We start from the raw sequence: 16016 nt of genomic DNA on the forward strand, positions 1-16016 counted from the left end.
CATTCCCTGGTTTTTCTTGTTAATAAATGAAGCAGAATTGCCCACGTTTACCCTTGATCCAACTCACCGGGCCGAACAAAAAATTAATCGCCATGTTGCCAATGATAATTTTTTGAACGCCCTACACGCGTTAAGGTCTATCGCTGATGAACTGGCTACTGCCTTTTTAAGAAGTAATAAAGCGTTGCGCCGAGGATTGAACCGGTAAACCAACCGTAGTCATAAAACCAGTTCAAATACCCTGTTGTTAAGGTGAACAAGGACAGTGCTGCTGGCATTAGAAATGCCACCATTCCTTGATAATTAATATCTGCATATTTCCCGCCTCGTTGATAAAGAGAGACCAGATCTAACTGCTGCTTATTGATCACGAAATAATCCACAATCATGATCCCAGCTATAGGGCCTAGCAGACTTGAATAGCCCATTAACCAATTTGAATAAAGGGCTTCAACACTCACATCGGATTCAATCCAGTGCATTTTTCGCAATAGCTCCCAACTCATCATCAACAAAGCAATGAGCCCACTTAGTAAGACACCACGTTTTTCACTAATAAACTTAGGAGCTAGATTTTGAAAATCGTTTGTAGGAGAAACGATGTTTGCCGCACTGTTGGTGGAAAGTGTGGCAACAATAATTAAGATCATGGCAATACCAACAACGATTGGGTCACCAATTTTACCTATTAGGTTAATAGGATCAGATATGGTTTCACCTACTAACACTGTAGATGCAGATGTGAGGATCACGCCCAGTGAGGCAAAAAACAACATCGTTAATGGAAGCCCTATTACCTGCCCCACTATTTGGTCTTTTTGCGATTTCACAAAACGGCTAAAATCTGGAATGTTTAAGCTTAAAGTAGCCCAAAATCCCACCATAGCAGTAACACCTGCGAGTAAATAAGGAAATGCGAAGTCGTCTTCGGGTCGATTTGCCGGAGTAGCTAACACTTCCATTAAGTCTATTTTCGGTAGGGTCCAAAGCATTAAACAAACCCCTACAGTGAGTAATATAGGCGCTGACCAATTTTCCAGCTTTTTGATTGAATCAGACCCTTTCAACACTACGTACAAATTCAAAGCCCAAAACATTAAAAAACCGTAAACCTCACCCTTACTCCCTAGCGCAGCCCAATCGTCGGAAATATTTGCCAACAAGAGATGGCAAGCAATGCCACCGAATAAAGTTTGAATGCCAAACCAACCGCATGCCACTATTGCTCGAATTAAACAGGGTAGATTAGAGCCATACAATCCAAAGGAAGAGCGCAATAAAACAGGGAACGGAATACCATATTTAGTCCCTGAAAATGCGTTTAAGGTAAGCGGAATAAGTACAATTATATTGGCGATTAATATGGTGACTAAAGCTTCAATTACCGATAAACCAAAATATGCAGTCAATACACCACCTAAAGTATAGGTGGGTACACAAATTGCCATCCCGACCCACAGTGATGCCACATCCCATTTATGCCAAGTGCGCTGAGCCACTTTAGTTGGAGCAATATCGTCGTTATATAGTGAGCTATTACGTACGTCATTTTGAACACTTAACTCAATAAACGCACCTACTTCATGCATTTGTGATTCGACTATCTGTGGTTCTTTTTTATTATTTAGCACAATTTTTCTGCCTGCTGATATGGATGAATATTTAAGCTGCTTAGCCGTTTTTCTTTTTATCAATGACTCTATAGGCGCCTTAACTCAATGCGACTTCCACAGCCTTCACAGCTAGTTTTCGTGAGTAAATTAGACGGCTGAATGTCTACATTTTTCTTGCTTTTTGTTTTGAAATTACTTGAATCCATGCCGGAACATAAGATTATTTAGCCGAATGAAAATAGGTAAATATTTGATGGCTTGTGGAAATACAAAAGCACAAAATAAGCCAACTCAGAAAAATACAACATTTTCAGTCACTTAAAATAAAAAGAAGAAAGAATCAGACCAAACGGTCCATTTTGAAGCATTAAGATTGTGCAATAGATCGCCAAAATGATGCTTTAAGATTAGAAAAGTGTTTACGAACGCGCTTTTTATGTATTTGAACGTGAAAGCTTTATTCGGAACAAAACGTGACGTAGGAAATTCCGCTCCTCTGCATTCAATAGCGTTTAGAATCCCTTTGTATGACTGTAAGCCATAGCAGAATTAATATGCTGTTAGTGGATAACTAATTTATCTAACATTTGAGCTTTATAGTTATAAGAAAAATTGTTGTTTTAAATATAAAGGAGGCTTGCATCAGCTTCTGGTGTTATTAATTAGTTGATAACGATGTTACATGGTTTAAAAAACGCAGTACCACATCAAGCTCTTGTTCACTAAAATCTTTCGTTAATTGAAGGTTGAAAGCCTTAAGTAAACCTACTGCTTCAGACAAAATTTGTTCGCCTTTATCAGTGATTGTTAATAGCGACGCGCGAGCATCGCTTTGATGTGTTTCTCTTATAATCAAACCATTTGCTTGCATGCGCCTTGCAAGCCCTGTAACGGCTGACTTATCTAACATCAGAATCGTTGCAAGGTCTTTCATTAATAGCTCATTGTGTTTTTTTAGCGTCATTAATGCTGTAAGTTGTGTGGCGGAAATACCCAATGCGTTTTTTGCACCAATATCAAGGTGCTTCATCATGGCATGACGAGCTAAATTTAAGTGGTAAATTAAGCGTTTATCTTTAGGCATCTACAGCTCTTTATTACATATTTGTTTTAAGAAAAGTATATTTCACCCTGCATGTTACAGGATTTAAGTACCTTAATCGAAACTTAGTTGACATGTAAACTAAATTATATAAAACTGATCCGACCTTATGATATTGAATAAGATTGGTAGAGCTGCCTGTGAGCTTGTTGATAAAACTAAACTTGATAATCTTCATGTAAATATCAACAAGCTAGTTGCAGTGCGTTAGTCGTAATAAAAAGAAATGGAGAAGGTCGGATGAACAGTAAACCCGATGCTGGCAATATGTCTGCCACTATGATGAATACACAAATGACGTATTCAATTGAAGATACAATGGTGTCGTGTGCAGATGGCTATATGTTAGCAGCGAGTATTTATACGCCTAAAACTAATTATAAAGGTGCAATACTCATTGGCCCAGCAACAGGTATTAAACGACAATTTTACACGGGTATATCTGCCTACTTAGCTGAAAATGGCTTTGCTGTTCTCACTTACGATAACAGAGGAATAGCAGAGTCTTTACATGGTGACGTTAAGCAAAATGATGCAACGCTTCAAAGCTGGGGAGAACTGGATCAACCCGCCGCGTTATCGTACCTTATTAAATGTTTCCCTAATACGACTTATCATTTGTTAGGTCACAGTGCCGGCGGGCAATTGTTCGGATTGTTTCCCAGCGCACAGCAACTTAGCTCTGTTTTTAACTATGCATGTTCCTCTGGAAGCTTGAGTAATATGGCTAAAAGACACTTAGGGCAGGCGCATTTTTTTATGAATTTTTTTATTCCTGTTTCCAACGCAATTTTTGGTTATACAAAAGCAGATTGGGTAGGAATGGGAGAACCTTTGCCTAAACGCGTGGCGCAACAATGGCAAGAATGGTGTAACGGAAGTGGTTATGTAAAAATGGGGTTTAACAAAACTATTGATAAACACTATTTTGACTCACTCACATTACCCACTATGTGGGTGAACTCTACAGACGATGCAATAGCCAATAATACAAATGTGTTAGATATGATAAACGTTTTTCCCAATATAACAGCAGAACGTAAAACCCTACATCCAGCTGATTACGGACTAAAAGAAATTGGACACATGAAGTTTTTTAGCCGTAAAAGCCAATCACTTTGGAAGTTGCCTCTTTCTTGGTTTGAAAAACACTCAAATTAACCCCAACGCCCGTCAGTATATAGGCTAATGAATGGTTTTCTACATTAGCCCCATTTAACGAGGCAAATAATACGTTCGCTTCTAAACTTAAAATTACGAATGTTACTAAGCAATTGGGCGACTGCTGCCGCGTTATTCAGTATAGTAGTAGGCAATTTCATAGTATACGACTGTAGGTTGGGTATTGAGCACTACCAATGATAAAGGGCGATTGCACCAAATCTTCTATCGCAACGGAGAGCATCACCGCGGCGGCGCAGATGTCTCGTTTCGTGATATTGTAAAAGTGTTTGGTTTTCGTTCGGTAGAAATTGGCAAATGGGTCACAAAAGAAGAGCAACAAATTGCGGCTAACCTATTTTTTGATGCCCTGTGCGATTTAGTTGATATATTGCAAGTACCAGAACAAGTAATTTCCTTAAACAGCAGCCTTTCAATCGCATTTGGAAAGGGGGGAAATAAACATGCTAGCGCACATTATAACAGCGCAAAACGACAGTTAGCTTTGGCTAAAAATGCTGGCGGTGGTGCGTTAGCGCATGAATGGTTTCACGCCTTTGACCACTACATTGCCACCCGTTTTATAGAAAACGCAAAGCCCCATGATTTTGCCTCACAATGCTGGTTACAAAACGCCAAAGTCATTGAACACCCCATCAACGATTACTTAGAATTGTGCTTTCAACACGTATTTTTAAAACCACAAAGTGATGAGTTAAGTGAGCTTTTTACGCAAAGTGCGGCCGCTGATAAATCTTTCAACACATTTTACTATTCGCGCCCGCAAGAAGTGTGTGCTCGCGCCTTTGAAGCATTCATTCAAGACCACGCCATAAAGAATGCGTTTTTAGTACAAGGAACAAAGCAAACAAAAGAAGCGAAATTGGGGATTTATCCGTCAGGGGATCAACGAGATTTAATTTCAGCTTATTTCATTCGGTATTTTGAGTCGCTAGGTAAAGTGCTAAAACAAAAACCTCTTTCAAGGTGAATCCTAAATGTGATTTTTGTAAGCAATAAGGCCACAAATTAGCTTATTGCTAGTTAACTACCGCTATTACTTTTAATAATCATTTGCCGCGCTCGGGCTTCGGAATTTTTAAGCATGTCTTCAATTAGTACGGTTTCTGGCATATTTTTCCAATACTTCTTTGGCATTGAGCTTAACATGGCATTTTTTTTAACACGCGCAGGATTAAAAATGTTTGCGTAGTAAGTCAGCCAATATTTTTCTATGCGGTCAGTGTTAGGATAAATGCTTGGGTCAGGATTATTTTCTAGCACTAACTTGCTTTTGTCCCAGTGCGCCGCTCGATAAGGAGTAAGAATTGACCAACGCATATTCTTAAAGCGGTCTTGAAAAAAACCAAGCTTACGTTCAAGGCTATAATGCTCTGGTTCATACCAAGCAATAAAATATTCTTCGCCTTCATGGCTTACCTCACGAAAACGCAAATATGCACTCATTTTGTAAGTGTCACGCTTAACGGCTTTAACTAATGCATTAATGCGCAGAACGTCTGCATCGGTTTTTAATTTGAAAAGATTTCTATTTTCAAATATAAGCCGCCACAAGATCCGGTAGCACAAACTAAATCGTGTGGTATCACTATGGCACAGTGCCACTTCAAAAATTGCTAAAGCAGAGCTTGGAATTTTGTGTTGTTGCAATAGTTCTTGCTTAGTTTGAAGCACCGCAGGCTGATGACCAAACAAGTCATCTTGCAAGCTTTCTCCTGTTTGCCAAACAATGTTTTCGGGCGCTAAACCAGCAGCCAAGCATTCCCTAGCCGCTGTTCGCCATTCGGTATAGCCAGGCACAGCACTAATGGTGATAGTTTTCATTATTGCTGAATAGCGGTGTTTGCAGCGAACAGTTCCATTTGTTTTGGCTGCTTAAACCGTGCCTCAAAGTTAATTCCGTCAAGTAAATGAATAGCTGGGCGGTAATCACTAACGGTTATAAATGGCTTTAGCTTGTTAAGCGGCAAACGCATTTTCGTTAAGTCAAACCAAGAAAGCTTAGTGTAACTTCGAATAGACAACAGCTTTTGCACTGTACGCGCACCTAAGCCAGGCACTCTTAACAGAAGTTGTTTGTCAGCTTTGTTTAGGTCAATAGGAAATATATGTTTGTTTCTTAAAGCCCAAGATAGCTTTGGATCATGATCCATATCGAGCATATTGTCAGTTGTTCCTTGCAGTATTTCATCAAGCCCAAACCCGTAAAAACGCAACAGCCAGTCAGCTTGATATAAGCGGTGCTCTCGTATTAACGGCGCGGGTTTTAGCGGCAGAACTTCTGACGCATCAGGTATAGGAGAAAACGCAGAATAGTAAACTCTACGGAGTTTTTGCTGGCTATACAGCTGGGTGCTCGACGTTAAAATGGTTTTATCTGTTGAGCCATCAGCGCCTATAATCATTTGTGTAGACTGGCCGCCAGGGGCAAACCTTGCAGGGCGCCTACCGGTATGTGTTTTATCGCGCTTATGCTCGGTAATTTTATCTTTAATCGTGTTCATTGCACCGTGAATAGCGCCTAGGTCTTTTTCAGGGGCGTATTTATTTAAAGATGGCTGCGTAGGCATTTCTACATTAATACTAAGGCGATCAGCGTACAAACCGGCCTCAGCTTGCAGCTCAGGCGAGGCATTAGGGATAGTTTTTAAGTGAATATAGCCTTTGAAGTTGTGATCTAAGCGCAATGACTTAGCAATACGCACCATACTTTCCATTGTATGGTCAGGCGAACCTACAATGCCTGAACTTAGAAACAGGCCTTCAATATAGTTTCGTTTATAAAAATTTAGCGTTAAATCTACGGTTTCTTTAACAGAAAAACGTGCGCGGCGAACATTGCTCGAAACCCTATTAATACAATAATGACAATCGTATATACAGTAGTTGGTCATTAGAATTTTGAGTAGGGAAACGCAGCGTCCGTCAGGCGTAAAACTGTGGCAAATTCCCGTACCACCAGTGAGAGACCCTATGCCGGTTTTATCATCTTTACCCGCTTTACGCTTGCCCGCAGTGCCACTTGCACATGAAGCATCATACTTAGCAGCATCAGAAAGAATCTCAAGTTTTTGGGTTATTTTATCAATCATACTCGAACTATATTTACCTGAAGCCTCAAAACTTAAATTACACGGGCGAATATTTGACTCAACACGTATCAGCTACCCGTAACCCTATTTACGTAGTTCAGGGAATACAGCATGTATATATATACAGTACAATTATCCTAAGCTAAGAGGATGGCTCACTTAATAATAATAGCTTGTTTTTACATGGCGACACCGCTTTTACTTATTGCGCAAAACTTAGGCATAAAAAACTACCAATATACGCAACTATGCATACAGGGTATTTTGGCTTGCAATTTGCATTGCTGTAAAAAACATCAATTAATAATGCCAATTTTTTATTACATCCAGAGTCTAGTATGATGAAAACACTACTTTTTGGAACCGGTGGTTCAGCCGTTAACTTACTGGACAACCTGCCTGAAAACAGAGAGTACTTAGCTGCCATTGACAACGACGAAGATAAACACGGAAAAATGTTTCGTGGAATGCCAATTATCTCGCCGTCAAAAATCAGTCAGTATGACTACGACCAAATTCTAATAGCGTGTTACTGGGAAGGCACAATCAAAAAACAATTGATTGAAGAACTCGGTATTGATGCAAACAAAGTAGTTACGCCACATAAGAAGTATTTTAAGAATGCAGGTGAAAACCTACATCCTTTTCAGCACCCCCCTACTTTACAATTAGCCCATAAATTAATTGACAAAATTTGCGGTGGAGCGCTACAAAAGCAAATTCCACTGCATATTGATTACGGCACTTTGCTGGGAATAATGCGCGATAACGAGCTTATATTATGGGATGACGACATTGACTTAGCAGCCGATTTTCAACACGCCGATAAAATAGAAGCGCACCTGCTTTCATTAATTCATGAATTAGACAAAGACGTAGATTGGAGCCTTCACAAAGACGTTGATATTAATGGCCGTACTTTATATTTTCATCTTAGCTTTAGCCCAAAACAAGGCTGCTCGTATAAATCCTTCCCTATTTCTATTGCTATGAAAGGCGTGCAAGACGGCATGGCAGTTAAGTTAAGTAGTTTTGGCGCATGGTCTACCCCCGCGCACCACACAAACACTTTAGTTCCATTTCGCTGGCGCGATACTGACTTGTACATACCTACCGATTTTGATGGCTATTTACGTTTTACTTACGGTAATTGGCGCTCACCTAAAAAAGACCTTTCAGTGGGTGAAGGGGAAAATTGGCAAACGGTGCCAATTGAGGTCATTAAGCAAGCAAAAGTAACAAGCAAAAATTTGTTTGGGTCTAACTAAGAATGATTTTTACCAAGAAAAGTACATCTTTTGTGAAACAGCAATATACGATACTGGAAACTAATTAATATGGCTGCACAACGCGCTGCAAAATCGCCAATCTTTATATTTGATTTAGATGGCACAATCACTAAACAAGAAACCTTACCCGTAATTGCGAAAGCGTTTAATGTTGAGGGCGAAATTAACACGCTCACATCACAAACAATTGCTGGCAACATCCCCTTTGTTGAAAGCTTTATCCAGCGGGTAGGAATACTAGGTCGCTTTGACGTTAACGAAGTTCGGGCCACATTAAGCAAAGTCCCTCTTTTTGAAAACCTTCAACAATTTATTAATAGTCATGCTGAACAGTGCGTTATTGCCACCGGCAATTGTCAAGAATGGATTGGCGGGATTACCAGTCAATTAAAATGTACCACCTATTCTTCAACCGCCGTGGTGGAAGACAACAAAATAGTTAAGCTCAAAACTATTCTAAAAAAAGAGGATATTGTAAGGCGCTATCAAGCAAAAGGTCATTTAGTGGTATTTGTTGGTGATGGCAATAATGATATGGAAGCCATGCGAGAAGCTGACATATCAATTGCCTGCGGGTTAACGCATTATCCGGCCAACAGTATACTGGCAATAACCGATTATTGCGTTTTTGCTGAGGAAAGCCTACTACGATTACTCTTTCAAATTAATCAAGCTCAACCAGGTACTTCCGTTGTATTAAGCTGCGCAGGAATAGGCTCTCGCTTAGGGTTAGCGAAAACAAAAGCCTTAATAGAAATTGAAGGTACTAAGCTTATTCACTTACAGCTCAAGGCATTTGAAGAAGTAGAAGACTTACGCGTTGTGATTGGTTATCAAGCTCGCAGTGTTGTAGAAGCCGTGCTAGAAAAACGAAAAGACGTAGTGTTTGTTTATAATCACGATTATTTTCAAACAAAAACCGGTACAAGTTTTTACCTGGGGGCACGCCATGCAAATGAATATTGCGTAGCTTGGGATGGCGATTTAGTGGTTCACCCTAACGATATTCCCTTATGTATAAACTATGATGGTGAATATGTGGGTGGTAGCTATATTATTTCAGAAGATGCGGTATTTTTAAATGTAAATGAAGATATGCAGGTAGTTGCTTTTTCTCGCGAAAATGGGGACTTTGAATGGTCAGGCCCCGCCAAATTAAAACGCGATAATATTAAATATATTTCCTCTAATGTATTCAATCAAATAGAAGAATATCTTCCTTTACCATTTTTGAACATTAGAGCGCAAGATGTTGATACTTATGAAGATTATAAAAACGCAATTAAGTTTGTAAAGAGTTGGCAAGATGAAAAATAAAGACGTTATTACCTATTACGATAAAATGGCAGCTAACATCAAAGCGCCTGGTGAAACACGCAACAAAGCCAAAGATTTTTCTAAATATGATATTGAATTTATGCTTAAGCGTGCTTCAAAACAAAAACGATTACTCGATTTAGGCTCAGGTACGGGTTTGTTGGTAAATCATTTAATTGGCCACTATAAAGATATAACCGCGGTTGAAAAGTACCCCAATTTCTCCAAATTTATCCATGCGTCTAACAATGTGAAGGTAATTAACGCCAATTTAATAGACCTAGAACTCAATGACGAAAATTTTGATATTTTGTCGTTATTTGGAGTAATGAACTACTTTAATGATCAGGAAGCTGAATCAATATATCGTAATATTCACCGATATTTGAAAGAGGGTGGCGAGCTCGTTGTAAAGAATCAATTCGGCGTAAATGAAGATGTTATTGTGAATGGTTATTCTGAAGAAATTGGTTGCGATTATTTCTCAAACTATCGCAAGGTAGACAAAGAAATAAGTATGTTAAAAGCGTGTGGTTTTGACAATATTGAATATTTTGATATTTATCCAGCAGAATTTAATCGCTGGGATAACACGCACTTTTATGCTCTAACCGCTAACAAAATATGCTAGCAGATTTTTTATGTAAGCACTAAAACTGGCATAGCTAAGCTTTGTTCAAACTACTTACACATTGTTTTTTAGAGAGGCCTAAACAATCTCTTTAATTCGGTTTTGCAAGCAAGGTAATAAAGCACGTTCAAACCAATTGTGCTTGCTTAACCAGCGATTATTTCGACCTGAAGGATGGGGTAACACAATCGCCTCAGGCAAAAGTAATTCAAAATCTTCAACCGCGTCGGTTAAACGTTTGTACTTATTTAAATAAGCTTGCTGAGCATATCGCCCAATGTAAACCTTAAGGGCGGGCTTTGCTTTAGATAAAAAGGCATGATGCCACATAGGCGCACACGCTTTAATTGGCGGAGCATCGGCCCCATTTTTATAGCCAGGAAAGCAAAAGCTCATAGGTAAAACGGCAAAACTACCGCTTTGATAAAAAATGTTTCTGTCAACGCCTAGCCACTCGCGTAATCGCTCACCAGAGGCATCATTCCATGCGATATCTGACTCGTGAGCTAGTCGGCCAGGGGCTTGGCTAATTAATATGATTTTTGGAGAGTCAGGCCATATAAATATTGGCTTAGGAGCATGCGGCAGCACAGCATGGCAATAAGTACATGCTTTAGCTTGTTGGCGTAATGTTTCAATATATGCGTTATTCAAATTGCTTTACCTCTTTTCCCTAGCGTGCTGACTAAACACAATATAGCGCATTGAAGCCTAGGCCTTGTGTGTATTTATAGTAAGTGACTTAGCTCTACTTCTCCAACATTACTGCGCATTGTTAATACAGCATGCGGTTTGGGAGCTTACCGCCTTCGCGGTAATGACTGAAATTTGTGGCGGTAATGACGGGAATGAGTGGCGGTAGTGACGGAAAGCTAGTAATTTGAATATCCCAGTAGTGCATGTCAAACTTGCGGCTTGTTATTACCTAATAAATAAAACAACACTCTATTATGCCGACATTAAATAACGACATAGCCCTGCACTACCTGCAAACATTTTATAATGACACGCAAATTGTAAAGGTAGAGCGAATCCAGTCTCTTTGGAGTGCTTATGGCGAAATAGCTCGCTACCTTATTCCGAGCTTGTCGAAATCGGTAATAGTTAAACTGGTTTCGCCGCCAGCAAATACTGAACACCCGCGAGGCTGGGATGGTGAAGTTTCTCATCAAAGGAAGCTAGATTCATATATTAATGAGTCTATTTTTTACCAGCAATATAGCCAGCACACTAACCATTTTTGCCGAACACCAGCATGCTATTTTTCATCAAATTCTGATGCGTCTTTTATTAAAGCCGGCAAGGATGCGAGTTTCCTAATTATGGAAGACTTAGATCAAGCGGGCTTTTACAAACGATGTGATGAGCCAAGCCTGAAAACAATTAAATTAGGAGTACGCTGGTTGGCGTTTTTCCACGCCCAGTTTTTAAGCCAACCGTTGCCTAATGTATGGCCGGTAGGAACGTACTGGCATCTAAAGACTCGCCCAAACGAGTTTAACAATATGCCCAATAGCGAACTGAAAAGAAAAGCGCACACTATTGATGAGGTTCTGAACAATGCGAAATATCAAACCTTACTGCATGGCGACGCGAAGCTTGCTAACTTTTGTTTTAACGCTGATGAAAATGACTTGGCCGCGGTTGATTTCCAATACGTAGGGCAAGGCGCGGGTGTTAAAGACCTTATGTACTTTATGGGAAGCTGTTTAGATGATGCCGGTTTGCACATGCATGCAAATGATATTGTTGATGAGTACTTTGCGAAATTACGAGAGGCAACGCAGCTTTATAGTGTAGATGCAAATACAAGTTCAGCCCATAAGAATAAACTCGACCTTGATGCCCTTGAGAATGAATGGCGTGAATTACTACCCTTCGCATGGGCTGACTTTGAAAGATTTCTTGTGGGTTGGGCAAGCGAGCACTATAAATTAAATGGATTTATGTCAGAAAATACTCGCAATGCACTGGCGAAGTTACCGCCTGTGCTCTAATAATAAATCGTTATTATTGGGGCATGTACAGGCAAGTTGATCAAACGACTTATTTAATTGGCGATACACCAGAGATATAAGACAACAAATCACTTTTAGTGTCTATATCTTGCGCTGCTTCAGGTAAATCAACTCTCAGTACCGTGGCTGCGTTTTCACGCAAAATATCCCTAGCGCCTTTATCATTGCTAAGCGCAGCCAATTGACTAAAGAAGGCATGCGGGAAAATAGCCGGGGCACCTAACTTTTTATTGTACAGCGCTGCAACTATGTTTTTAGGCCGTTCACGCGACACCTTTAGCATAAGATTAAACTGCTTTGAGCTAATTGCTACTTGATCACTTAAGCCAATAAGTACATGGGTGTATTTTTTATCAAGCGATTTTACGCCCGCTGCAATAGAGGCTCCCATTCCTTGCTGCCAATTTTCGGCAGTCACGTATGAAGCTTTAACGTTTGAGTCTTTAAAAATATTGGCTTGGTTAAGTGCTTTTTCAATTGCTTGCGCCTTAGCGCCTAGCACAATTGAAAGGCTATCAATATTAGTTTGGCTTAACCTTTCAGCACTAGCAACAACCATAGTTTTACCATTTATTAAGGCAAGTTGTTTAGTATCGTTAAAGCGATTGCTAGCACCCGCAGCGAGCAATAGCGCCTTAATACAATATTGGCTTTGCGGCTCTTCTAATGACGTATTAATATTCTTAGCCTTGTTTGAACTTTATTAACCTTAGCTTAAGATGCCGCTAATTGATTGGCCATCCTTTTGTTCTATAAATGCATGCACCTCAGATAATATTGAAAGCGCTATGGATTCTGGCAACTCACCACCAAGCCTTAAGCCAATGGGATTTGCTAAGGGTTTTTTAAGTGGGTTTTGATTTGCATTGTCTGCATCGCGATTTAAGCCCGCTTCTTTTAGCACCCTGTCAGTTCGGTGAATTGGGCCTAACATGCCTACATATTTTGCTGCGCTGTGCTGCGCCAACGATAAGGCTTTAGCATCAAGTTTAAGATTGTGCGTCATAATAACAATAGCATCAATGTGCTCAAGCCACGCAAACTTTGAATCATCGCCAAAGGATGCTTTTTCAATGTATTTAGCGTCTGGAAATTGGGCTTCACGAGCATAGCCCGAGCGCGGGTCAGCAACACTTACGTGCCAGCCTAAATTGGCGGCCATTTTTGCCACAGGAATTGCGTCAATTCCGCCACCGAAAATAGCTAAGTTAGGCGAGGGCTTTATAATATGCTCAAATTGTTGGCTAGCTTCTTTACTTGATTGATGTTCATCAAATAGCGGTGCAGTATCGCTACCTAATATTTCAAGCTTGTTAACAGGAAAGCTTTCTTCTAGCGCCTGAATGTATTTACAGGATTGATTCTGATTAATTGCTTCACGCAGTTCAACTAGCTGTAAGTAGCTATTTGAAGCGCTAACTGGCTGTAATAAAATTCTGACTAAGCCCCCGCAACCTATACCAAGTTGCCAAGCAATATCTTCTTCTTCGCGCATGTCGTATTGAATAATACGATTTTTGTTGGTGTCCCAGCATTGGCGTGACTGGCGCATAATATCTGATTCTAAGCAGCCTCCACTTAGTAAGCCATGATACTGGCCCAAGCTATTAATCATCATCATTGCGCCAGGCTTTCGGTATGATGACCCTTCATTACCAATGATGGTCGCTAATACCCACTGCAATTCATCACGTTGCTTATACCAAGTATTCAAAAGTTGTTGTGTGTGGTTTGCCATATTTAGTCAGTAGTATCCTTCATAATAATGATGCTTTTTGTTGTTTTGCTAACTACAGCACGGTAACTCTGTATTGTGTATGTTTAGTAAGTAGCACACAAGGTGCAATATCGATCACATCGTTTATGCAAAAAATAAAATGCGTTAACAAGCGTTGAGCAAAATGATACAACTAAATAAGGCGATAGGATTAACTTTTACACCTAGCAAAGTGATAAATTACAACAAGGATTATTAAGTGACTACATTTACAATGAAGAGTATTGGTATATTGGCGTTTAGCATGCTGATAACGGCTTGTGACAATGCAAATGAAACCTCTGCTAGCAATACTTCACCCCTTGCCACTGCGCAAAGCTGTCAGCAAGCCAACATGGTAATGCACAACACCACTATTTATACAGCCAATGATGAACAAGCGATAGCTCAGGCCGTTGCCATACTTGGCGAAAAAATTATATTTGTGGGCTCAAATGAAGACGCTAAAAAATACATGTGCGGCAATGCCAATGTAATGGATATGGCGGGTAAATATGTGTACGCCGGTTTTTCGGATAGCCATCAACATGTAGAAGGGGTTGGCCAACGCCCTAAAACCTTAAGCTTGTTTGGTATAACGACCTTAGCTGAAACCCGCGAAAAAATAAAAGCTTTCGCGCAAAACGTTCCTGCCGGTAACTGGGTAGAAGGCAGAGGTTGGATTGAGCGAGAATGGACTGACGAACAACGCTTTTTAAATAAACATGACGTTGACCCTTTCACCGCCAACAAACCTTTGTTTATGCCGCGAGCTGATGGAGTTTCAGCGCTTGTTAATTCAAAGGCTCTTGCCTTAGCTGGGATTACTAAAGACTCACCCGATCCACAAGGTGGCAAGTTTGAACGCGATCAAAACGGTGAACCAACAGGTTATGTGCTGGCCACCGCTATGGAGATATTCCGAGCTCTTATTCCACCTAAAACAAAAGCGTATATAAAAGATAGTTTAGTACAAGGAATGGCTCAAAACGCCAAGTTAGGTTGGACGGCCACACAAGACGCCGGTATGCCGTTTATTAATGTTGACCTTATGCAAGAAATTCATCAGCAAGGCAACATGGCAACGCGCATATATGCCGCCGCAAATGTACAAGAGGCGGCACTAATGTTTTCTCGTAAGCGCGAAGTTACCCCTGACAACATGTTTGATTTACGCGGTATTAAAGTGTACATCGACGGTACTTTAGGTTCACGTGGTGCTGCGCTAATAGAAAACTATGCTGACGCGCCACATAACGGGTTTATGAACAGAACCACGCAAGAAGAGCTAGAGCCCATTTTACGCAAAGCATTACGCGAAGGTATTCAAATACAAACTCACGTTATTGGCGATCGCGCAGTAAAAACCTTATTAGATTGGTACGAGGCGGCATTTAATGACGTGCCCGAAAGTGAACGCGCGGTTGCTCAGCCACGCTGGCGCCTTGAGCATGCACAAATTATTCGCCCTCAAGACCAGGCCCGCTTAGTGAGTTTAGGCATTCTACCGTCTATGCAACCTAGCCACGGAATTGGCGACTTAAACTTTGCACCAGCTCGTTTAGGCACTGAACGCTTAGCCCATGCTTATCCATGGCAGCAACTAATTGACCGCGGCTCCATTATATTAGGCGGGTCAGATGCCCCTGTTGAAGTAGGTGATCCTCGTATTGAGTTTTATGCGGCGGTAGCCCGCAAAAGATTAGACGGAACAAGCGGAGATGGATGGCACGCAGAACTGGCAGTAAGCCGCCAAAGCGCGCTTAAGATGTTTACCATTTGGCCTGCCTACGGGGCGTTTCAAGAAGATATTAGAGGCTCTGTAGAGGTAGGTAAATATGCTGATTTCACCATATTTAACAAAGATTTGATGACCACACCTGAAGCAGAAATATTACAATCTGAAAATGTAATGACAATAGTAGGCGGCAGAATCACCTATCAAAAATAGAATAAATAAGTGTTATAGCATATGAAAACTTTCAAAAGTTGATTAGAGGCGCTAATACTTTTAAC

At 40.5% G+C, this 16016-nt stretch carries 14 protein-coding genes; 7 read left to right on the plus strand and 7 right to left on the minus strand.

Features of this window, described 5'->3' with window-relative positions; translation table 11 throughout:
• Window positions 1-155: 155 nt before the first annotated feature.
• A complete protein-coding gene (locus tag ACOI22_RS11475; RefSeq protein ID WP_420672166.1) occupies window positions 156-1694 on the minus strand; it encodes an NCS1 family nucleobase:cation symporter-1 in 1539 nt (512 codons plus the stop codon).
• 577 nt (window positions 1695-2271) lie between these two features.
• Entirely contained in the window at window positions 2272-2697 is a 426-nt protein-coding gene (locus tag ACOI22_RS11480) for a MarR family winged helix-turn-helix transcriptional regulator (RefSeq protein WP_420672167.1), read from the minus strand.
• Window positions 2698-3009: 312 nt separating this feature from the next.
• Between ACOI22_RS11480 and ACOI22_RS11485 the strand changes: the two genes are divergently transcribed.
• Entirely contained in the window at window positions 3010-3876 is an 867-nt protein-coding gene (locus ACOI22_RS11485; RefSeq protein WP_420672363.1) for an alpha/beta fold hydrolase, read from the plus strand.
• Between the two features lie 184 nt (window positions 3877-4060).
• Entirely contained in the window at window positions 4061-4867 is an 807-nt protein-coding gene (locus tag ACOI22_RS11490; RefSeq protein WP_420672168.1) for a CLCA_X family protein, read from the plus strand.
• 53 nt (window positions 4868-4920) lie between these two features.
• Here ACOI22_RS11490 and ACOI22_RS11495 read toward each other — a convergent pair whose 3' ends face one another.
• Together ACOI22_RS11495 and ACOI22_RS11500 are read right to left on the minus strand one after the other, a co-directional pair.
• Complete coding sequence (locus ACOI22_RS11495; protein WP_420672169.1) at window positions 4921-5721, minus strand: TIGR03915 family putative DNA repair protein; 801 nt, start codon at window positions 5719-5721, stop codon at window positions 4921-4923.
• The gene (locus ACOI22_RS11500; RefSeq protein ID WP_420672170.1) at window positions 5721-6989 is read right to left on the minus strand and encodes a putative DNA modification/repair radical SAM protein; all 1269 of its coding nucleotides are present in this window, start codon (window positions 6987-6989) and stop codon (window positions 5721-5723) included. The genes ACOI22_RS11495 and ACOI22_RS11500 overlap by 1 nt, the downstream gene beginning before the upstream one ends.
• A gap of 338 nt (window positions 6990-7327) precedes the next feature.
• Between ACOI22_RS11500 and ACOI22_RS11505 the strand changes: the two genes are divergently transcribed.
• The 3 genes from ACOI22_RS11505 to ACOI22_RS11515 all read left to right on the plus strand — a co-directional run bounded on the left by ACOI22_RS11505 (window position 7328) and on the right by ACOI22_RS11515 (window position 10226).
• A complete protein-coding gene (locus ACOI22_RS11505) occupies window positions 7328-8257 on the plus strand; it encodes a LicD family protein (protein WP_420672171.1) in 930 nt (309 codons plus the stop codon).
• Between the two features lie 69 nt (window positions 8258-8326).
• On the plus strand, window positions 8327-9595 hold the full coding sequence (locus ACOI22_RS11510) for an HAD-IB family phosphatase (protein ID WP_420672172.1): 1269 nt from the start codon (window positions 8327-8329) through the stop codon (window positions 9593-9595).
• Entirely contained in the window at window positions 9585-10226 is a 642-nt protein-coding gene (locus ACOI22_RS11515; protein WP_420672173.1) for a class I SAM-dependent methyltransferase, read from the plus strand. Before ACOI22_RS11510 ends, ACOI22_RS11515 begins: the two co-directional genes overlap by 11 nt.
• A 78-nt stretch (window positions 10227-10304) precedes the next feature.
• On the opposite strand, the gene ACOI22_RS11520 is transcribed toward ACOI22_RS11515, so the two are convergent.
• On the minus strand, window positions 10305-10880 hold the full coding sequence (locus ACOI22_RS11520) for a uracil-DNA glycosylase family protein (protein WP_420672174.1): 576 nt from the start codon (window positions 10878-10880) through the stop codon (window positions 10305-10307).
• A gap of 296 nt (window positions 10881-11176) precedes the next feature.
• On the opposite strand from ACOI22_RS11520, the gene ACOI22_RS11525 reads away from it, so the two are divergent.
• Window positions 11177-12223, plus strand: a complete 1047-nt coding sequence (locus ACOI22_RS11525; RefSeq protein ID WP_420672175.1) for an oxidoreductase family protein — start codon at window positions 11177-11179, stop codon at window positions 12221-12223.
• 49 nt (window positions 12224-12272) lie between these two features.
• Here the strand turns inward: ACOI22_RS11525 and ACOI22_RS11530 are convergent, their stop codons facing one another.
• Both ACOI22_RS11530 and ACOI22_RS11535 read right to left on the minus strand, forming a co-directional pair.
• Window positions 12273-12872, minus strand: a complete 600-nt coding sequence (locus ACOI22_RS11530; RefSeq protein WP_420672176.1) for a nucleotidyltransferase family protein — start codon at window positions 12870-12872, stop codon at window positions 12273-12275.
• An 81-nt stretch (window positions 12873-12953) separates the two neighbouring features.
• Window positions 12954-13982 (minus strand): XdhC family protein, encoded by a 1029-nt coding sequence (locus tag ACOI22_RS11535; RefSeq protein WP_420672177.1) that lies wholly within the window; start codon window positions 13980-13982, stop codon window positions 12954-12956.
• Between the two features lie 238 nt (window positions 13983-14220).
• On the opposite strand from ACOI22_RS11535, the gene ACOI22_RS11540 reads away from it, so the two are divergent.
• A complete protein-coding gene (locus ACOI22_RS11540) occupies window positions 14221-15951 on the plus strand; it encodes an amidohydrolase (RefSeq protein ID WP_420672178.1) in 1731 nt (576 codons plus the stop codon).
• Window positions 15952-16016: the final 65 nt, after the last annotated feature.

This window comes from Glaciecola sp. 2405UD65-10 (genome assembly GCF_048820975.1).
GTDB lineage: Bacteria > Pseudomonadota > Gammaproteobacteria > Enterobacterales > Alteromonadaceae > Glaciecola.